16 protein-coding genes and 1 tRNA gene are annotated in these 14,079 nt (G+C 50.9%); 6 read left to right on the top strand and 11 right to left on the bottom strand.

The genetic code is table 11. The features are described 5' to 3' along the window. The first annotated feature begins 353 nt into the window (after nt 1-353). On the top strand, nt 354-623 hold the full coding sequence (locus LEPTO7104_RS0130175) for a hypothetical protein (protein ID WP_017302304.1): 270 nt from the start codon (nt 354-356) through the stop codon (nt 621-623). Nucleotides 624-630: 7 nt separating this feature from the next. Here the strand turns inward: LEPTO7104_RS0130175 and LEPTO7104_RS0130170 are convergent, their stop codons facing one another. Together LEPTO7104_RS0130170 and LEPTO7104_RS43950 are read right to left on the bottom strand one after the other, a co-directional pair. Continuing rightward, on the bottom strand, nt 631-1,413 hold the full coding sequence (locus tag LEPTO7104_RS0130170) for a hypothetical protein (protein WP_155524007.1): 783 nt from the start codon (nt 1,411-1,413) through the stop codon (nt 631-633). A gap of 71 nt (nt 1,414-1,484) precedes the next feature. After that, nucleotides 1,485-1,865: a transposase gene (locus LEPTO7104_RS43950; RefSeq protein ID WP_017302302.1), complete on the bottom strand. Its 381-nt coding sequence runs from the start codon at nt 1,863-1,865 to the stop codon at nt 1,485-1,487. 270 nt (nt 1,866-2,135) lie between these two features. Between LEPTO7104_RS43950 and darT the strand changes: the two genes are divergently transcribed. Together darT and darG are read left to right on the top strand one after the other, a co-directional pair. Beyond that, the gene (gene darT, locus LEPTO7104_RS0130160) at nt 2,136-2,768 is read left to right on the top strand and encodes a type II toxin-antitoxin system toxin DNA ADP-ribosyl transferase DarT (RefSeq protein WP_017302301.1); all 633 of its coding nucleotides are present in this window, start codon (nt 2,136-2,138) and stop codon (nt 2,766-2,768) included. Nucleotides 2,769-2,852: 84 nt separating this feature from the next. Next, nucleotides 2,853-3,893, top strand: a complete 1,041-nt coding sequence (gene darG, locus LEPTO7104_RS0130155) for a type II toxin-antitoxin system antitoxin DNA ADP-ribosyl glycohydrolase DarG (RefSeq protein WP_017302300.1) — start codon at nt 2,853-2,855, stop codon at nt 3,891-3,893. Between the two features lie 19 nt (nt 3,894-3,912). Here the strand turns inward: darG and LEPTO7104_RS43385 are convergent, their stop codons facing one another. From LEPTO7104_RS43385 to LEPTO7104_RS36225, 3 genes are read right to left on the bottom strand one after another with little or no spacing between them, the layout of a single operon-like run. Then, nucleotides 3,913-4,824, bottom strand: coding sequence for an O-acetyl-ADP-ribose deacetylase (locus LEPTO7104_RS43385; RefSeq protein ID WP_017302299.1), 912 nt, complete (start codon nt 4,822-4,824; stop codon nt 3,913-3,915). Between the two features lie 4 nt (nt 4,825-4,828). Then, nucleotides 4,829-5,212, bottom strand: a complete 384-nt coding sequence (locus LEPTO7104_RS0130145) for a hypothetical protein (RefSeq protein ID WP_017302298.1) — start codon at nt 5,210-5,212, stop codon at nt 4,829-4,831. An 18-nt stretch (nt 5,213-5,230) separates the two neighbouring features. Beyond that, complete coding sequence (locus LEPTO7104_RS36225) at nt 5,231-5,536, bottom strand: PIN domain-containing protein (protein WP_017302297.1); 306 nt, start codon at nt 5,534-5,536, stop codon at nt 5,231-5,233. Nucleotides 5,537-5,590: 54 nt separating this feature from the next. Here LEPTO7104_RS36225 and LEPTO7104_RS0130135 point away from each other — a divergent pair, with 54 nt between their 5' ends. After that, complete coding sequence (locus LEPTO7104_RS0130135; protein ID WP_017302296.1) at nt 5,591-6,703, top strand: IS630 family transposase; 1,113 nt, start codon at nt 5,591-5,593, stop codon at nt 6,701-6,703. Here LEPTO7104_RS0130135 and LEPTO7104_RS36220 read toward each other — a convergent pair. The 5 genes from LEPTO7104_RS36220 to LEPTO7104_RS0130110 all read right to left on the bottom strand — a co-directional run bounded on the left by LEPTO7104_RS36220 (nt 6,700) and on the right by LEPTO7104_RS0130110 (nt 11,600). Beyond that, nucleotides 6,700-6,915, bottom strand: coding sequence for a PIN domain-containing protein (locus LEPTO7104_RS36220; protein ID WP_017302295.1), 216 nt, complete (start codon nt 6,913-6,915; stop codon nt 6,700-6,702). The genes LEPTO7104_RS0130135 and LEPTO7104_RS36220 overlap by 4 nt on opposite strands. After that, a complete protein-coding gene (locus LEPTO7104_RS0130125) occupies nt 6,912-7,208 on the bottom strand; it encodes a hypothetical protein (RefSeq protein ID WP_017302294.1) in 297 nt (98 codons plus the stop codon). The genes LEPTO7104_RS36220 and LEPTO7104_RS0130125 overlap by 4 nt, the downstream gene beginning before the upstream one ends. Before the next feature lie 17 nt (nt 7,209-7,225). Then, nucleotides 7,226-7,654 carry a DUF7680 family protein gene (locus tag LEPTO7104_RS0130120; protein WP_017302293.1) on the bottom strand — a complete coding sequence of 143 codons (429 nt, stop codon included), beginning with the start codon at nt 7,652-7,654 and terminating at the stop codon, nt 7,226-7,228. Nucleotides 7,655-7,693: 39 nt separating this feature from the next. Next, a complete protein-coding gene (locus tag LEPTO7104_RS0130115; protein WP_017302292.1) occupies nt 7,694-10,921 on the bottom strand; it encodes an ATP-binding protein in 3,228 nt (1,075 codons plus the stop codon). A gap of 271 nt (nt 10,922-11,192) precedes the next feature. Beyond that, a complete protein-coding gene (locus LEPTO7104_RS0130110; protein ID WP_225887142.1) occupies nt 11,193-11,600 on the bottom strand; it encodes an NUDIX hydrolase in 408 nt (135 codons plus the stop codon). A gap of 918 nt (nt 11,601-12,518) precedes the next feature. Between LEPTO7104_RS0130110 and LEPTO7104_RS0130100 the strand changes: the two genes are divergently transcribed. Beyond that, entirely contained in the window at nt 12,519-12,776 is a 258-nt protein-coding gene (locus LEPTO7104_RS0130100; RefSeq protein ID WP_017302289.1) for a helix-turn-helix transcriptional regulator, read from the top strand. Between the two features lie 431 nt (nt 12,777-13,207). Next, a tRNA-Leu gene (locus LEPTO7104_RS40800) sits at nt 13,208-13,320 on the top strand. Nucleotides 13,321-13,597: 277 nt separating this feature from the next. On the opposite strand, the gene LEPTO7104_RS36215 is transcribed toward LEPTO7104_RS40800, so the two are convergent. Next, entirely contained in the window at nt 13,598-13,786 is a 189-nt protein-coding gene (locus LEPTO7104_RS36215) for a helix-turn-helix transcriptional regulator (protein ID WP_017302288.1), read from the bottom strand. Nucleotides 13,787-14,079: the final 293 nt, after the last annotated feature.

Below are 14,079 nucleotides of genomic sequence, written 5' to 3'. Positions count from 1 at the left end.
CAGTTTCCTCTAGGGTGAGGGCGTTGGCAGGCAGGCTTGGCTTCTCAGTATAGTTACACCTTCGCTTGCAAAATGCCCCTTCAGCAAAGGTTCAAGACCTTTCACAAATGACAACTCAACAAAACGATATACAGCCTTGCTGATATAGTTCATCTGTACTAAACTAAAAGCCGTTCCGTATTTTTCCTGCGAACTCCTAGCTATATTCCCTGCTGTCCCAGTTTGTGGTGTAGACCACAGTGGCTGGGGTAGTTAGGATGCGCCTAGACGAGGTGGTTTTGCCCTAGCTTTTTGGGTTGGCGGCATATCTATATACGTCTTAGCTCAGCATACTTTTTCCACTGGGGTTAGCCATGGGATTTCAGCCAGTTCCAGGTCAGGAAGGAACGGTCCAAAGCCTTGCTCGTAAGGCTTTAGCGCTGTTGACGATTGTTGAGGAAAAAGTGACCATGGACGAACCTCGCCTAACAACCCAGGCTAATCAGGCTAAGCAATCTGTAGAAACGCTAGTTTCTGCGCTTGAAGACAGTCAAAAACTGGCGGTTGCTAATTATGAGGCAGAACTAGCTCGGGTAGAACAGGAAGTTGCTCAAGAAGATTTTGGCCAATACAGAAAACGGTAGCTGTACTTTAAGCAGCATCTAATCTACCAACTAGTGTGGTGAGATATTTTCTGACGACCTTTTTCTGGGCTTCTTCGGCTAAGCCAAAAGCCTCTATTTTGTCATCACGAATATGCTTGATGACATCCAAATAGAGCTTTCTGTCTAATGCAGTCTGAGTGATACGGTCTTCGGGCATAGGCATATCGTACTCGATACTGCTCTTCAGCCAAACTCTCAAGTACTTAAAAATATCGCCAATAAAGGGGTTTCGGGCGTCTAAGTCATACAAACCCAAGGCTTTAAGGCGATCTTCGCTCAACTGATCGAGCACATCGTCAGCAGCTTCTACGGCAAGAGCTTTCAAGTCTTGCTCATGCTGCTCCAAATGCTGCGCAATACCTCGACGAAAGTCAATCTGCTCGGCAATCCCGTAGCTTTGACTCAGTAAGCGATCGGCTCTATCGGCCAAAATAGGTGGAATAGAGTCATTTATGAAAGCAGGACCAAGTTCGGTAGCCCTCAGCCTCTGGTGCATTCCAAGTTGGTTGCTTTGTCTGAGTAGGGCCTCTTGATTAGCCAAAGCTAAGGTTATTACATTGTTCATAAGCTGCAAGCCGATTTCGTCTCCTGCTTTCTCGCTTTTCTCTAGTTCAGCTTGCTTCTTGTCGTGTATTTGAAAGGCGAGGGGCAATAAGAAGCTAGCCCCGCTTAAGAGAAGACCAATTCCTTCGAGCAGCTTTCCTTCAGCGTTGAGCAACAATAGGTAAGGAAAGGCAAAACCAAAAAACGCTAATGTGCTGATTAGCACAAAAATGAGAGTGTAATTAAGTGAAGACTGTGGAGGAACCCTGCTGACTCTTTCCATCTTCCGTCTAGCCGTTACTGTAGATCACCGACTTCCTTAGCAATAGCCTCCAATAGCTTGCACTCTTGAAGGGGTGCTTCCCGCAGACGCCTGAGCATCAGAGCCGCTGTATTCTTGCTTACCCCTATCTCATACGCCAGTTTTCGCACACTAATGCTACCTGAAGACGCCTGAACGAGCAGAATCGTCCTAAACCATTTCTGTAAATCTACATGAGTTTGATGGAATAGCGTCCCAACTGTAACGCTATATGACGTAAAACAGTCATTACAGTGGTGGCGTAGTTCCCTATCCATGGGCGAAGCGCGTCGCGAACCGCAGTACGGGCACTGCGGCTCCCCACCCCACCTAAGTTTCTCTAGCAGCTCGATGCACTCCCGACGGCTCAGATCCATGCGGTAAGGCCGAATACCCTGAGCCTTACTGTCGAACAGAGAGTGCGTTAACGCCACAAGCCCGCAGCCTTATAGGGTGGATATCATTGCTACTCCACCTTTCAGCCCAAGAGCTATTAATCCGTATATTCGTTAGACATTCCTATAGCAAGATGACAGGGCTATACCCATTCTTGTGGTCTACGATCTGAAAGAAAACTTACTCCGACCTAATCACTAAACCCGGCACGATTGCTATGCTAAAGAGCTCTCACCGCTGCCTTGTGTAGAATGCCCGTTTGGCTTTACCACATTACCCCCATCAGCAACCTGGCCACCATTGTGCAGGCCGGTACCCTGCTAGCCAAAAACCGGCTGCAAGTCAGCGAGGCCGACTACACCTCCATTGCCTACGAGCACATTCAAGATCGGCGCTACTCCAAAACCGTTCCCTGTGGCCCTGGCGGCGTACTGCACGACTACGTACCCTTCTACTTTGCTCCCCGTTCGCCCATGCTGGGGGCAATCCACATCGGCAACGTCACTGGCTACACCAGCGGTCAGCAGACTATCTTGCACCTGGTGACCACCGCCGAAGCGATCGCAGAGGCCGACCTGGGGTTTGTATTCAGCGATGGCCATGCCGTTATGGGCTACACCAGCTTCTACGACGACCTCAACGAAATCGACACCGCTATCGACTGGGAGATCATGCAAACCAAGTATTGGCGGGATACCGAAGAGGATGGCGATCGCAAGCGCCGCCGCCAGGCCGAGTTTTTGGTACACCAAGCGGTGCCCTGGCCTTTAATTCGCGGCATTGGGGTGATGGATGAGGCGATCGCTGCCGAGGTGAACCAAATTTTGCGACAATTTGGGCAAACGGTGACCGCCCGCCTGCGCCCCCAGTGGTATTACACATAAAATGCAGGCGACTCAACCACCCCTGAAGGATCTTGAACCCAACTCCTCTATTTAGTACAATTGAACTAATAATATGACGACACAATGCTCAAGCTAAAGCGTGGCAACCTCCTAGACGAAAAAACAGAAGCCCTAGTGAACACTGTTAACTGTGTAGGTGTCATGGGCAAAGGAGTTGCGCTGCAATTTAAGCGGGCGTTTCCAGACAACTTTAAGCAGTATCAAAAAGCGTGCAAAAACAATGAGGTCGAGCCAGGCCGCATGTTTACCGTCGCCACCGACTCGCTGCTAAACCCCCGGTATATCATCAACTTCCCTACCAAACGCCACTGGAAGCAACCCTCCCAGCTTGACGATATCAAGGCCGGGCTAGCCGCTTTAGTAGCAGAAGTTCAACGCTTGGGAATTCGGTCGATTGCCATTCCCCCCTTAGGCTGTGGCAATGGAGGATTAAACTGGGCCGAGGTCAAACCGCTCATTCTAGAAGCCTTTAAGCCACTGCCCAATGTCGAGGTGATTGTGTTTGAACCTGCCGGGGCACCGCCGGTTGAAGCAATGGCGATCGCCACCTCAAAGCCGCCGATGACAGCCTTTAGAGCCGCCCTGATTCGGATCCTAGAACTCTATGGGCTACCGGGGTATAGCGCCAGCCGCATCGAAATTCAAAAGCTGGCGTACTTTCTCAAAATGGCTGGAGAGCCAACGCTGCAAAGCCTGGCGTTCCAGCGCTTTCACTATGGCCCCTATGCCCACAACCTAGGCCACGCCCTGCAAGGTATGGAAGGCCACTACATTCGTGGGTACGGTGACGGGAGCGATCGCGCCCAGATTCAGGTCTTGCCCGCAGGGCATGAGGCGGCTCAAAGTTTCTTAGCTGAGGGCCAAAATGCCGACCCCTATTTAGAGCGGGTCAGTCAGCTAATCGAAGGGTTTGAAACCCCCTACGGCATGGAAATGCTGGCGACCCTGCACTGGGTGGCTCAGGAAGACCCTCGTGCAGCAGCAGATTGCAAGATAGCCATTGAGCGGGTGCGGGAATGGAGCGATCGTAAGAAGAACCTCTTTAAGCCTCAGCATCTCGCCATGGCCTGGAATCACCTCAAAACCCAAGGCTGGCTCAGCTAGAGCTCTGTCTCTCTTGCGTTTACAGCATCGATAGCGCTGCTTGGTAAACCCGATGAGCCTCATCGCCAAAGCAGATAAATCTGACCTCCTCAACAAAAGCTGAATGGCTCAGAAAAGCGATTACTTCAGCCATGGCAATGTGTGTAGCCCGCTCTAGCGGAAACCCATAGACCCCTGTGCTGATCGCAGGAAATGCCAGGGTACGAATTGAATGGGCCTCAGCCAAGGCCAGGCTACTGCGGTAACAACAGGCCAACAACTCATCCTCACACTGCTGCCCACCTTGCCAGACTGGCCCTACGGTGTGAATCACCCATCGGGCAGGCAGATTATACCCCTGCGTAATTTTGGCCTCCCCTGTGAGGCAGCCCCCCAGCGTTCGACACTCTGCCAGCAGTTCAGGCCCCGCCGCTCGGTGGATAGCGCCATCCACGCCACCACCTCCCAATAGCGACTCTTTGGCTGCATTGACGATCGCATCTACTTGCTGGCGGGTAATATTGCCCCGGATGACTCGAATTCGCTGCTGTGAATCTGAACGAAAAGCTTCCATTTGCCTGCGAATCGCCGCTAGGCGCTTCAGGATTGCCAAGATATGCCCATTCTCAACCATCTGAGCCAGGTGCCCGCTATTGAACCGATCCGCACGAACATGGGTTGTGATCAGTTTCTGTAGGGTCTCTAAATCTGCTGACTCGATCTGCCTGGGATTCTCAAGATACTTGGCAGCCTCATCTTTCCAGGCAACCCAGTTGAAGTCAATCACCAAGTTCTCACGGTAAAGCCCCTTGATGAACTGGTTAAACTCTGGAGCATAGAAATAGGGATCCATCATGCTCAAATCTGGGCGCACCTCGTACAGACTGCTGGGTGTGCGCTCAAAAATTGGCATAAAAGCAAGAATGCGATCTAATCCATTGGGAGTGATCATGGGGTTACGCCTCCGGGGTGGCCGGTGGCTCAATGATGAACCACTCGTGGTAGAGAATTGCCAGGTAGAAATCGTGATCGGCCATGCGATCGCACACCGCCATATACCCACTCATAAACCAGTCGTCGCCGTAGGTGGTGTCTTTCAAAAATAGCGTTAGGGAGTTGCCATCCGCGCTCCAGATGGTGCGGAGAATGGAGATGTTGTCGTGGTGCGATCGCTCCACCGGCAGCAAAACCGCCCGCCCCTCAATCATCATAAATTCTATGTCATACCACTCCAGCACTGAGGCCCAATCCTCTGGCCCCTCATGCTTCTCAATAATGCGGTCCCACCGGACAGATTTGATTACGTCTAAAGACTCTTCAGTCAAATCTGAAAGTTGCATTGGTATTTACTCCCAATCTTACTTTTTCCAGTTTAGAACTCGAATATGGTTAAAGTTGACGGTATCAATCTCTTTACGCTGGAGGGTAGCTGCGAGCTTTAAATCATCTGTGAGCACTAAATAGCTTCCCTGAGTCACCTCCAAAATGCCACAGTCTGTCAAGCCAAATTCCTGAAATTCTTGTAATTGAACTAACTGCTGACTGGGTTGGTAGATCTCTTCCATTTGGCCAATAACTTGCCGAAAAAACTGAAAACACCTAGAACGCTCCGGCTCCCCCAGTTGATTGGCAAGGCTATTGACTTCAGTCAGGATATTTGGCATAAGCTGTTAAGCATCTAAACTACATATTAGGGAGTGTATTTTGGTGAGTTATACATGCCAATCAAGAATTACCTAACGGCCGAAGAGAAACAGGAATTGCAGAAGCAGCTTAAATTTCATGAGCATCCCGACGTTCGTGAGCGTATTCTAATTCTGCTATTGCGAAATGATGGCAGAAAACAGCAAGAGATTGCAGACTTTCTAGGTTGCTCCTTAAGGAAAGTAGCCTATTGGTGTGCCCACGGAAATCCAAGTGACTTAGCCAGTTTAACCGATGAACGAATGCATGGGAATTATCATAAGGCCACCGATCAATATGTCAACTTATTATTGGATGTCATTGAGAAAGAGCCTCAAGAATTGGGGTACGAATTTGGTCGATGGACGGCGGCTCGGCTCGCCACATATTTAGAACAAGAAACCGGGATTCAGCTAAGTGGGAGTCAAGTGAGGAGGATTCTCAAGTCAAAAAAGTACGTTTACCTCTGGGCCAAATATAGCTTAGAGGAGAAGCAAGATCCAGAGAAGCGAAAACTCTTCAAGGCAAAACTGGAGGAGTATTTAAGAATTACTAAAGAATCCCCAGAGAAGCTCCAGGTCTGGTTTTGGGATGAATGTGGCTTTAGTTTGAGAGTGACACGTCGAAAGGATTGGGTCAAGAAAGGGACGCGCAAGAAGGTTTCTGGAATTCGACGGAAAGGACGTATCAATGTGATGGGAGGAATCCGCTATTCGGACAAGAAGCGGTTGGTGGACTTTCTCCCCAAAGGAACCGGTGAAAATTTTTATAAGGTTCTCAAGAACTTTTACGAGGAGGTTATTTATGACTGGGCTGGCGAGGATAGGAGCGTGAGCGAATTTGAGAAAGACGGGCCTAAGGTTGTGATTATTTTAGACAATGCGAGTATTCACAAAAAGGAGGAATTTACAGAGAAGATAAAGTTAGAGATGCCAAATTTAGTTTTGGAGTTTTTACCTGAGTATAGCCCGGACTACAATCTGGTCGAATTGGTTTGGCATTCAGCAAAAGAGTTCATCTCAAATCGTTTATTTAAGTCTATTGAAGATCTCGAGGCTCTTATCAATAAGCTTCTCAATGAAGGAGAACTGGCCATAAATTGGCATCGGAAGGCGAAAAACAAGGGAAGTGCTATTGATGCAATTTAGATGCGCAACAGCTTAGTGACCACCTTTTGAAAAGACTTTAGAATTTGAGCTAGCAAGTCAAAATCTTCGGGGGTGAATTGCTTTGTTCTCTTAAACAAGGGAACTCTTTGTCTGTTAACCAAGCCTACAATGTAGAGCAGTAAGATATTGGTGTCAACTAAAATCCCTGCTTGCTGATAGCGTACAAATACAGCTCTAACTTCTTCAATCATACATTGCGAATTTTCATAGCCTTCACTTCCCCTGTCTCCGCATCAATCTTAAACTGCTTGTAATCCCGTTGTTTTTGGTTTTGAAGCATAGCAAATGAAGTATCTACAGGTCGTGCAAACCCTAAAGTAATAAACCAGAATTTTTCATCCTCTGATAGTTCGACTTCCTCAAGGCGAATATCAATAATTTCAGCACCAATTTGGGGGGCAAGACTTTGTAAGAAACTGGTTGCGTTTTGAGCAGCTGTCTGAACATTGACTGTTGGAATTGCTGGGCTATTAGCTTTTGCCATACTTACCTCCTGCTACATCAGTCTCCTAGTAAAACCCGCATGGCCTTCAGGGCCGGACGCTTCTTCCCATTACTCACCTTACCAAACCAGTAATGGGCCTCCTCATTACTCATCGCCGTAATGCCTTCCGTCACATTGGCAATTCGCTCCGGCTTCGACAACGGCTGCAACGCCTGGAACAGCAGCGCCAAATTCACCCCCGATTCCTCACTCAGCACATAGGGAGCCTGCCGCTTGTAGCTCAGCGTCTTGGGATCATAGTTATTCGCCTTCAGCGCCTGATAAATCGCCTGCCGGGCCTGCACCAGCGGCTTGCCCTTCAGCCGCCCTACCCGCTTGGCTGCCGGGCGCTTCTTTTCCCCCGCCTTTTTGTAGGCGCACTGGTAAAGCTCCAGAGCAAAATCATTGTTACTCAGGGGTACCACTCGCAGCTGGAACTCTTGCATAAGGGGCGAATCCCAAAAACAGGGAAGAAGACGTCAGGTCTAGTATTTTACTCTGACTCGTAGATTCATCCTATCGACTGGGTTGCGGGCCAGCGCCTGCTGAAGCCCCTGCATTTCTGGTCCATTGGGAGCGATCGGAGCCTCTAGCTGAAAATTTACCGTTAGACTCAGACTCGCCTGGGTATCGGGCAAATTCAGCATGCTATTCAGCGTGCTGAAAAAGCTCTGAAAGCCGCGCACATCCCCCTGGTACTCTAGCCGCACAAACTGTTGGCCAGTCTGAACCGTAACAAACTGCTGAATATCAAACTGATAGCGAGCTAGTAGGGGTAAAGTAGTGCCCATCTTGCGATAGTCGGTGACATCGCCAACGGTGAGCTGAATCTCAGCAATCTTGGCCACCTGATAGTCATTTACCCAATCGGCCAGGTCGTTAAATACCTTGTTAGGGCTACCCTCTAGCTCCCGCTCTGTCGGCTTCTCCAAGATGGTGCCTGGGTTGTACCCCCCAGAGCCTTCGCCGCCGTTAGTGGGTTTGCTATCCCCGGAGGTATACAGCACGACATCCTTCACGGCCTCAGCAACTTCGCCCGTACCGTAGTCGGCCGCCACCTTAAACTGGGTCGTCTGTGAAATTTGCCCCTCGTACTCGTCAGAGGGTAGAAAGGCGTCACCCATCAACTGCCCATCCTGGTACAGGCTGACCTTCAACGCCTCTCGCGCCCGCCAGCGTACCTGCACCGTCCGCTCTTCGCCTGCTCCAGCCAAGAGCTGGGCGCTCAGCTCCACCACTTTTGGTTCTGGGGGCTTCAGCAAGCCCCGGCGATAGAGTTCGGCCCGTTCAGAAAATTCAATCGTGGTCGGCAGAGCAGGCGGGGTTGCCTCCGTCTTGATGTAGAGCTGCTCCCCCACCTTGAGATCCCACTGGCCTTCAGTTAGCCCCTTACGCAGGGTGTCCCGCAGCTTCGATACCTCCGCATCAAGCAGCATATTCAGGCTCAAGTCCTTAGCAAACTGCTCCCGCAACTGGCGGGTGGTCCAGTGGTCGAGCCCCGTGGGCCACACCTTTTGCAGCAGGTAGGCTGGGGCATAGGGAGCCGCATCTTCGCCGCGCACCTTGCCGCAGTCTTTTAGCGCCTTCAGCACCACATCCTGCTGGTTGCGGTTGCCCTTGACCGTGCTGGCATCCTGGGCAGGCAAAGGGTAGTGCATCAGTCCCTTCGGCGCTTTCACCGAGTCATTAGCGGGGTAAAACAAATGGCGATAGGCATTAGTCATCGCGATCCGCACCGCCAGATCTAGTTCTCCTTCCTTTTGCTTAATTTGGTCTTGCTGGCTCTGGGAGAGGTCATCCATGCGGTTTGGGCTGCGCAGGATGGCCCGCACCGCCCTAAACTCACGGGTGATGTCGATCGCCCGATCTAGCTCCTGCCAATTAGCCAGCAAAAACAGCAGCCGGTTGCGGAAGGTCCGAAACTTGCCCGACTCTCCGGTATTGCTAAAGATTTGCTCAATCAGCGGCGGTGGGCCATCGGTGGAGCTGGTGATGGTCGCTTCGTTAAAGTCGATGATGCAGAGGGCAATAGTGTTGGGGTCGTCGTCTACGTCATGGGCACCTTCAGGGCCAGCTACGAGCTGAAAGAATTTGGTTGCAAAGATGGTGTCTCGCCGAGTGCGCAGTTCTTCCTTGGCTTCAGTGAGACCAATCTGCTCCTTTTCCTCGGCAATGATTTTGTTGATCGAGGGCTCTTCTTTGAACCGGGCAATGGAAGTGATGGGATCCACGTCCAAATACCAGGCCACATTGCTCAGTCGCTCTAGGGCGCGATCCACAAAGCTAATGTCTACCCCTGGGGTCAGCAGCGACAGATTCAGCTCGGTGCGGCGAATGCCTGAGGAAATGCCCTGGGTGAGGGAGTGCAAAAAGATAGTACGCCCAACCCAGGTCGAGAAAGGCGGCTTGCCCGCCGCCAGCCATTCCTGGTCTTGGAGCTGGGCATGGGCTTCGCGGCCATTGGGATTGTAGATATCGGCGGAGATCGGTAGGCGCATGAGGGGCCGCTGGAGCCGCGAGGTCAGGTCACTGGTGAGTTCTTCTTGCAGTCCCACGGGCAGATGGTGGGGGTGAATCATCGGTGTTCTGCCGTCCGGGTGCTGCCACAGGTAGCGCACGACCCTGGCAAACAGCCGCAGGGCTCCCCGAGTGCGCTGGAATTCCGGGATGGAGGCAATCTTTTTGGTCAGCAGGTTAAACAGTTCGGGATGGAAGGGGTAGCTGTTAGCGATCGCCGTCGCATAGGTCGCATCTTTACAGCCATCGGGCAGATTCACCCGACTAGCTCGAAAAGCTTGCAGATACTCTTCAGCGGCTTTCTCAGCCGCCTCGGAACTAATGCTGGCAAACAGCCGCTGGCGCACAATGTTGTAGACCTCGATGTCGGTGCTGGGACTGAGCACTCGCTCTTGCCGCGCCGAGGCCCGCACCAGCTCCTGCTGAATCTCTGCGGTTTCTTTGGCAAAGGTGTCAGACTCCGAGGCTAGAGAGTAAACAAACACCAGGTTGTTGCAGGAAGCCGCCTGATCCATCAGGGAGAACAAAAAGGCGACGACTTGCTCGGCCAGAGTACTCTGCCCCACGATTTTGGCCTTGGCGGCCCGCAGGTGTCGGGCGATTTCGTCAATGACAATCAGCGTGGGCTCCTGGCCAATTAGGCGATCAATCACCGAGGTACCAGGACTGATGCGATTTTCGTCGGCCCCCCGCAGCAGTTGGTAGCCATCGATGCCACCGATTTGGTAGGCGATCTCGCCCCACAGAGTGTAGGTGGTAATGCCAGATTCAGCGTGATAGACCCCAGATTCTGGGTCGAGGTCTCGTCCGTCAATGGCGGCTACCTGGATAGGCCGGTCTGGTAATAAAGCCAGATCTTCCACAAACCGCCCTAGCCCGGCGATGTCTCGGCCTCGCTTAGCAATGTGCCACAGGGCAATTTCATCGTGGGTTTTGCCGCCGCCAAAGCTAGTCTCTAGTCGAATGACTGGAGAGCCGACCGCCTTCCCTGTCAGGCGACCAAACACCTTTGATATCAAGGTTTTTAGGCCATCTGTGGGGAATGTATTCGCTAAAAAAACCTCCGGCTGCTGGTAGACCTGAGGGGCTTTACCGTCTACGACTAGTCTGAGCTTGGCTGCGAATAGATCTAAGGAAAGGTCGCCAGAGCGAATTTCGTCTCTAGGGACGCAGGTGTTAAAGACAGAGGGCAGCATAGGAAAAGTATTTCAGCATCTGAGCAGCAGGGAGCTATGACTAACTCAAGGATCGTAAAATTTTAGGCTCTCTTAATAAAATTCCCATCAGGGTACGCAAACCAAGCCTGTACGGGTAATTCCTTGACATACTACTTAATTACATGGCCATAGCTCTGTAGCAGGATCAGCTTGAAGGACTTATTCATGTCGTCTTCATTTCAAAATCATAGGGCGCAAACGGACACGACAGCTCTCGTTAAACGTGGCAACCCTGCCATGAAAGTAGTCCTCATTGGCCAACCAGTTTACGCGCCATCCGATGCAGGGCGGCTGAGTCGCTGATGGTGGGCACCTCCTCCAAGGCAAACCAGCCCAGGGCGTAGGATTCCTCAGAAACCGTGAACTCCATGTCCTGGGCCACCAGCAAAAACCGGATATCGTAATGCACATGGGGCGGTTCTTTAGCGGTATTGATGGAGTGGTGGCCGATGTCGAAAATGGTGGTTTGCAGGGGTGCGATCGCCTGAATGCCGCATTCTTCTCTAGCTTCGCGCAATGCCGCCTCCAGCAGGGAGCCATCGCCCTCTTCCCCATGACCGCCTACCTGTAGCCAGCGGTTCAACTTTTTGTGGTGGGTCAACAGCACATGAGACCTGGCGGCATTAACCACCCAAGCAGAGGCCGTGAGGTGCCCGATATAGTTATCCCGCTGCCAGAAGCGGGTTTGCCCGTCTAGAAAAGTCAGGGTGGCCGTGATGGAATCGGCCTCCTTCTCGTTAAATGGGGTATGGGCGGAAATCGTTTTGATGCAGTTCTGTCAGTTCATGGCGTTATTGTGACGTGCAAGGTGCTACCTGCGTCACCATGCCAATGGTTTGATGCTGAACCATGGCTCAGGTCATCGGTACTTTCATGCGCGATCGCGCCATTGAATAACCCCCGATGCACTGGGCACCGGGGGCGGTTTGACTATAAGGAGTTCGCTATAGGGTTGAACGATAAGGCAGTAGGTCTGCCCTTCGTTCTACAGTGGCTTAACCCGCCGCGTTGTGACACCCGTCAACCGCCAGATTCACAGGAAGTGGGGCGCTCAACCGAAACAGGTCAACTTTCGCCCAATTGTGATGGATGTTCTTTACTTTTCTGGTGTGTCGTGCTGCTTTGTGCCAAACCACAACTCCACCGAAGCGACTACGAGGGGTTCTTTTTTACCTCGAAAGCAAAGCCCCTTGTGGTGACCTGAGTGGCCTGCTGAGGGGTGCGATCGCGGGGGCTGAGCTAGATGGCTTAGGATACTGATGTCGAATTTCACTGACGCCCTTGGCCAGCGCCAAGGGTTTTGTTTCGCCAAATTTCCATTGGCCATAAATTTGACGGCTGTTATCCACAATCTAGTCATCGCCGCCGCCTAGAGTGAGGACACAGACAGACGGCAGCTGTTGACTACTCTCCTTCGGTGCCTGCTACACCAGCGAGAAGCCTCAGCACTAGCTCATCTTGTCTATGTTTACATCGATGCCAAGGAGGATCAACGTCTGTTGCTCAAGGCCCCGGCTGAATCCTGCTGCATCTAAACCCTTCATTTAAGCCAGTTCTGACGGCTTCAGGAGACGCCATGACTCAGTTTGTGAGTAAGCAAGAAATTTCTCAGCACCTCAAACTCAGCGATACCACCCTCAAGCGGTATCGCCTCTCGGGCGTCTGGATCGAAGGCGTCCACTGGATTCGCCTCAACAGCCGCTGCACTCGATACAACCTAGATTTGATCGATGATTGGCTACAAAACAAGAATAATCCAAGTGCTCATCAAAACGCGATTGAGACTCAGCGATCGTCTCTATTAAGTAGCAGAAAGAAGATTCACAAGATGTAGAGAGTCCAGAAGATATCCTGACCAATCTGAAAATACTTAAAAAATAATAAAACTTTCCCTAATTACTTCACCTAAAAAGGATGACATAATTTCTGTGGCCTGAATTATTGCATCAAAACAGAGTGCCATGAAATTAGAAAATCAAGATCTAAATTTTAATCTAAATCGAAATTGGAGACCAGTTTTATTTTTGTGTAGATCTTCTTGTTTCTATTTTGAGGTGTGCCAGGTTCCTGATTCGTCTCTCCAAGTAGCTCATATTTCTTGCACCAAAGGTATCCTGAAACCCTCAGGATGCCTTTTGCTTATGAGGTGTAGCTTCAATTCAAAACGCGAGGCGGATTTTCATGCTGAAGTCGAAATATATGATAAATGAATCTACCGACTGTGGTAGAACTACCGATCTTGGATTTTTGGGTGTAAAGGATAGCGCTGGGTGTAAAATGGGTGTAAGCCTTAAAAAGGCCTTCAAAACCCCTGTAAATTAAGCGTTGTTGTTCGATTCGTAATCGAGCGGTCGCGGGTTCAAATCCCGCCATCGGCTTTCCCCGTCCCGTAATCCACGAAAGCATTGTGGATGTCTCAGGTAAAAAGGTGCGTCGCAAGGAAACCAAGACCAGCGTGAAGCGGTGGTTTACCTGTCCGACGCGACTGAAAGAACTTCTACAGGCCATCAGGCCTGAGAATCCTGCTCCAGAAAGCCTGGTTTTTCCAGCGGCAAAAGGCGGGCCGATGTGTGCCAAAAACTTTAATCAGCGGGCTTGGTCAGCGATCGTGACTAGTTTGGGTCTCGATGTTAAGGAAGGCATCAATATGACGCTCTACAACTGCCGGGACACGTTGCTCATCCAATCATCGATCAAATCTAGGTTGTAGCGAGTGCAGCGGCTGTTGATGCGAATCCAGTGGACGCCTTCGATCCAAACGCCTGATAGCCGATATCGCTTAAGGGTGGTATCGCTGAGTTTGAGGTGCTGCGAAATCTCTTGCTTACTCACAAACTGAGTCATGGCGTCTCCTGAAGCCATCAAAAGTGGCTTGAATAAAGGAACCGGGATGCAGCAGGATTTTTTGACCTAGACCTTGATCAGCAGGCGTTCACCATATTTGGCATCACTCGTCAAAAAGATGCTGTTGAGGTCCCTTCATGGTGTAGCAGGCACTATGCGGGAGCGTTCGACAGGCATCGGTTTGTCTGTGTACTTACTCTAGGCGGCGGTGATGACTAGATTGTGAATAACAGCAGCTAAATTCTTGGCAAGTTAGACTTTAGCAATACAAACCCACGCGTTGACGGCATTGA

This window comes from Nodosilinea nodulosa PCC 7104 (assembly GCF_000309385.1).
In the GTDB taxonomy this organism is placed as follows: domain Bacteria; phylum Cyanobacteriota; class Cyanobacteriia; order Phormidesmidales; family Phormidesmidaceae; genus Nodosilinea; species Nodosilinea nodulosa.
This window is presented reverse-complemented; position numbering and strand designations above follow the sequence as displayed.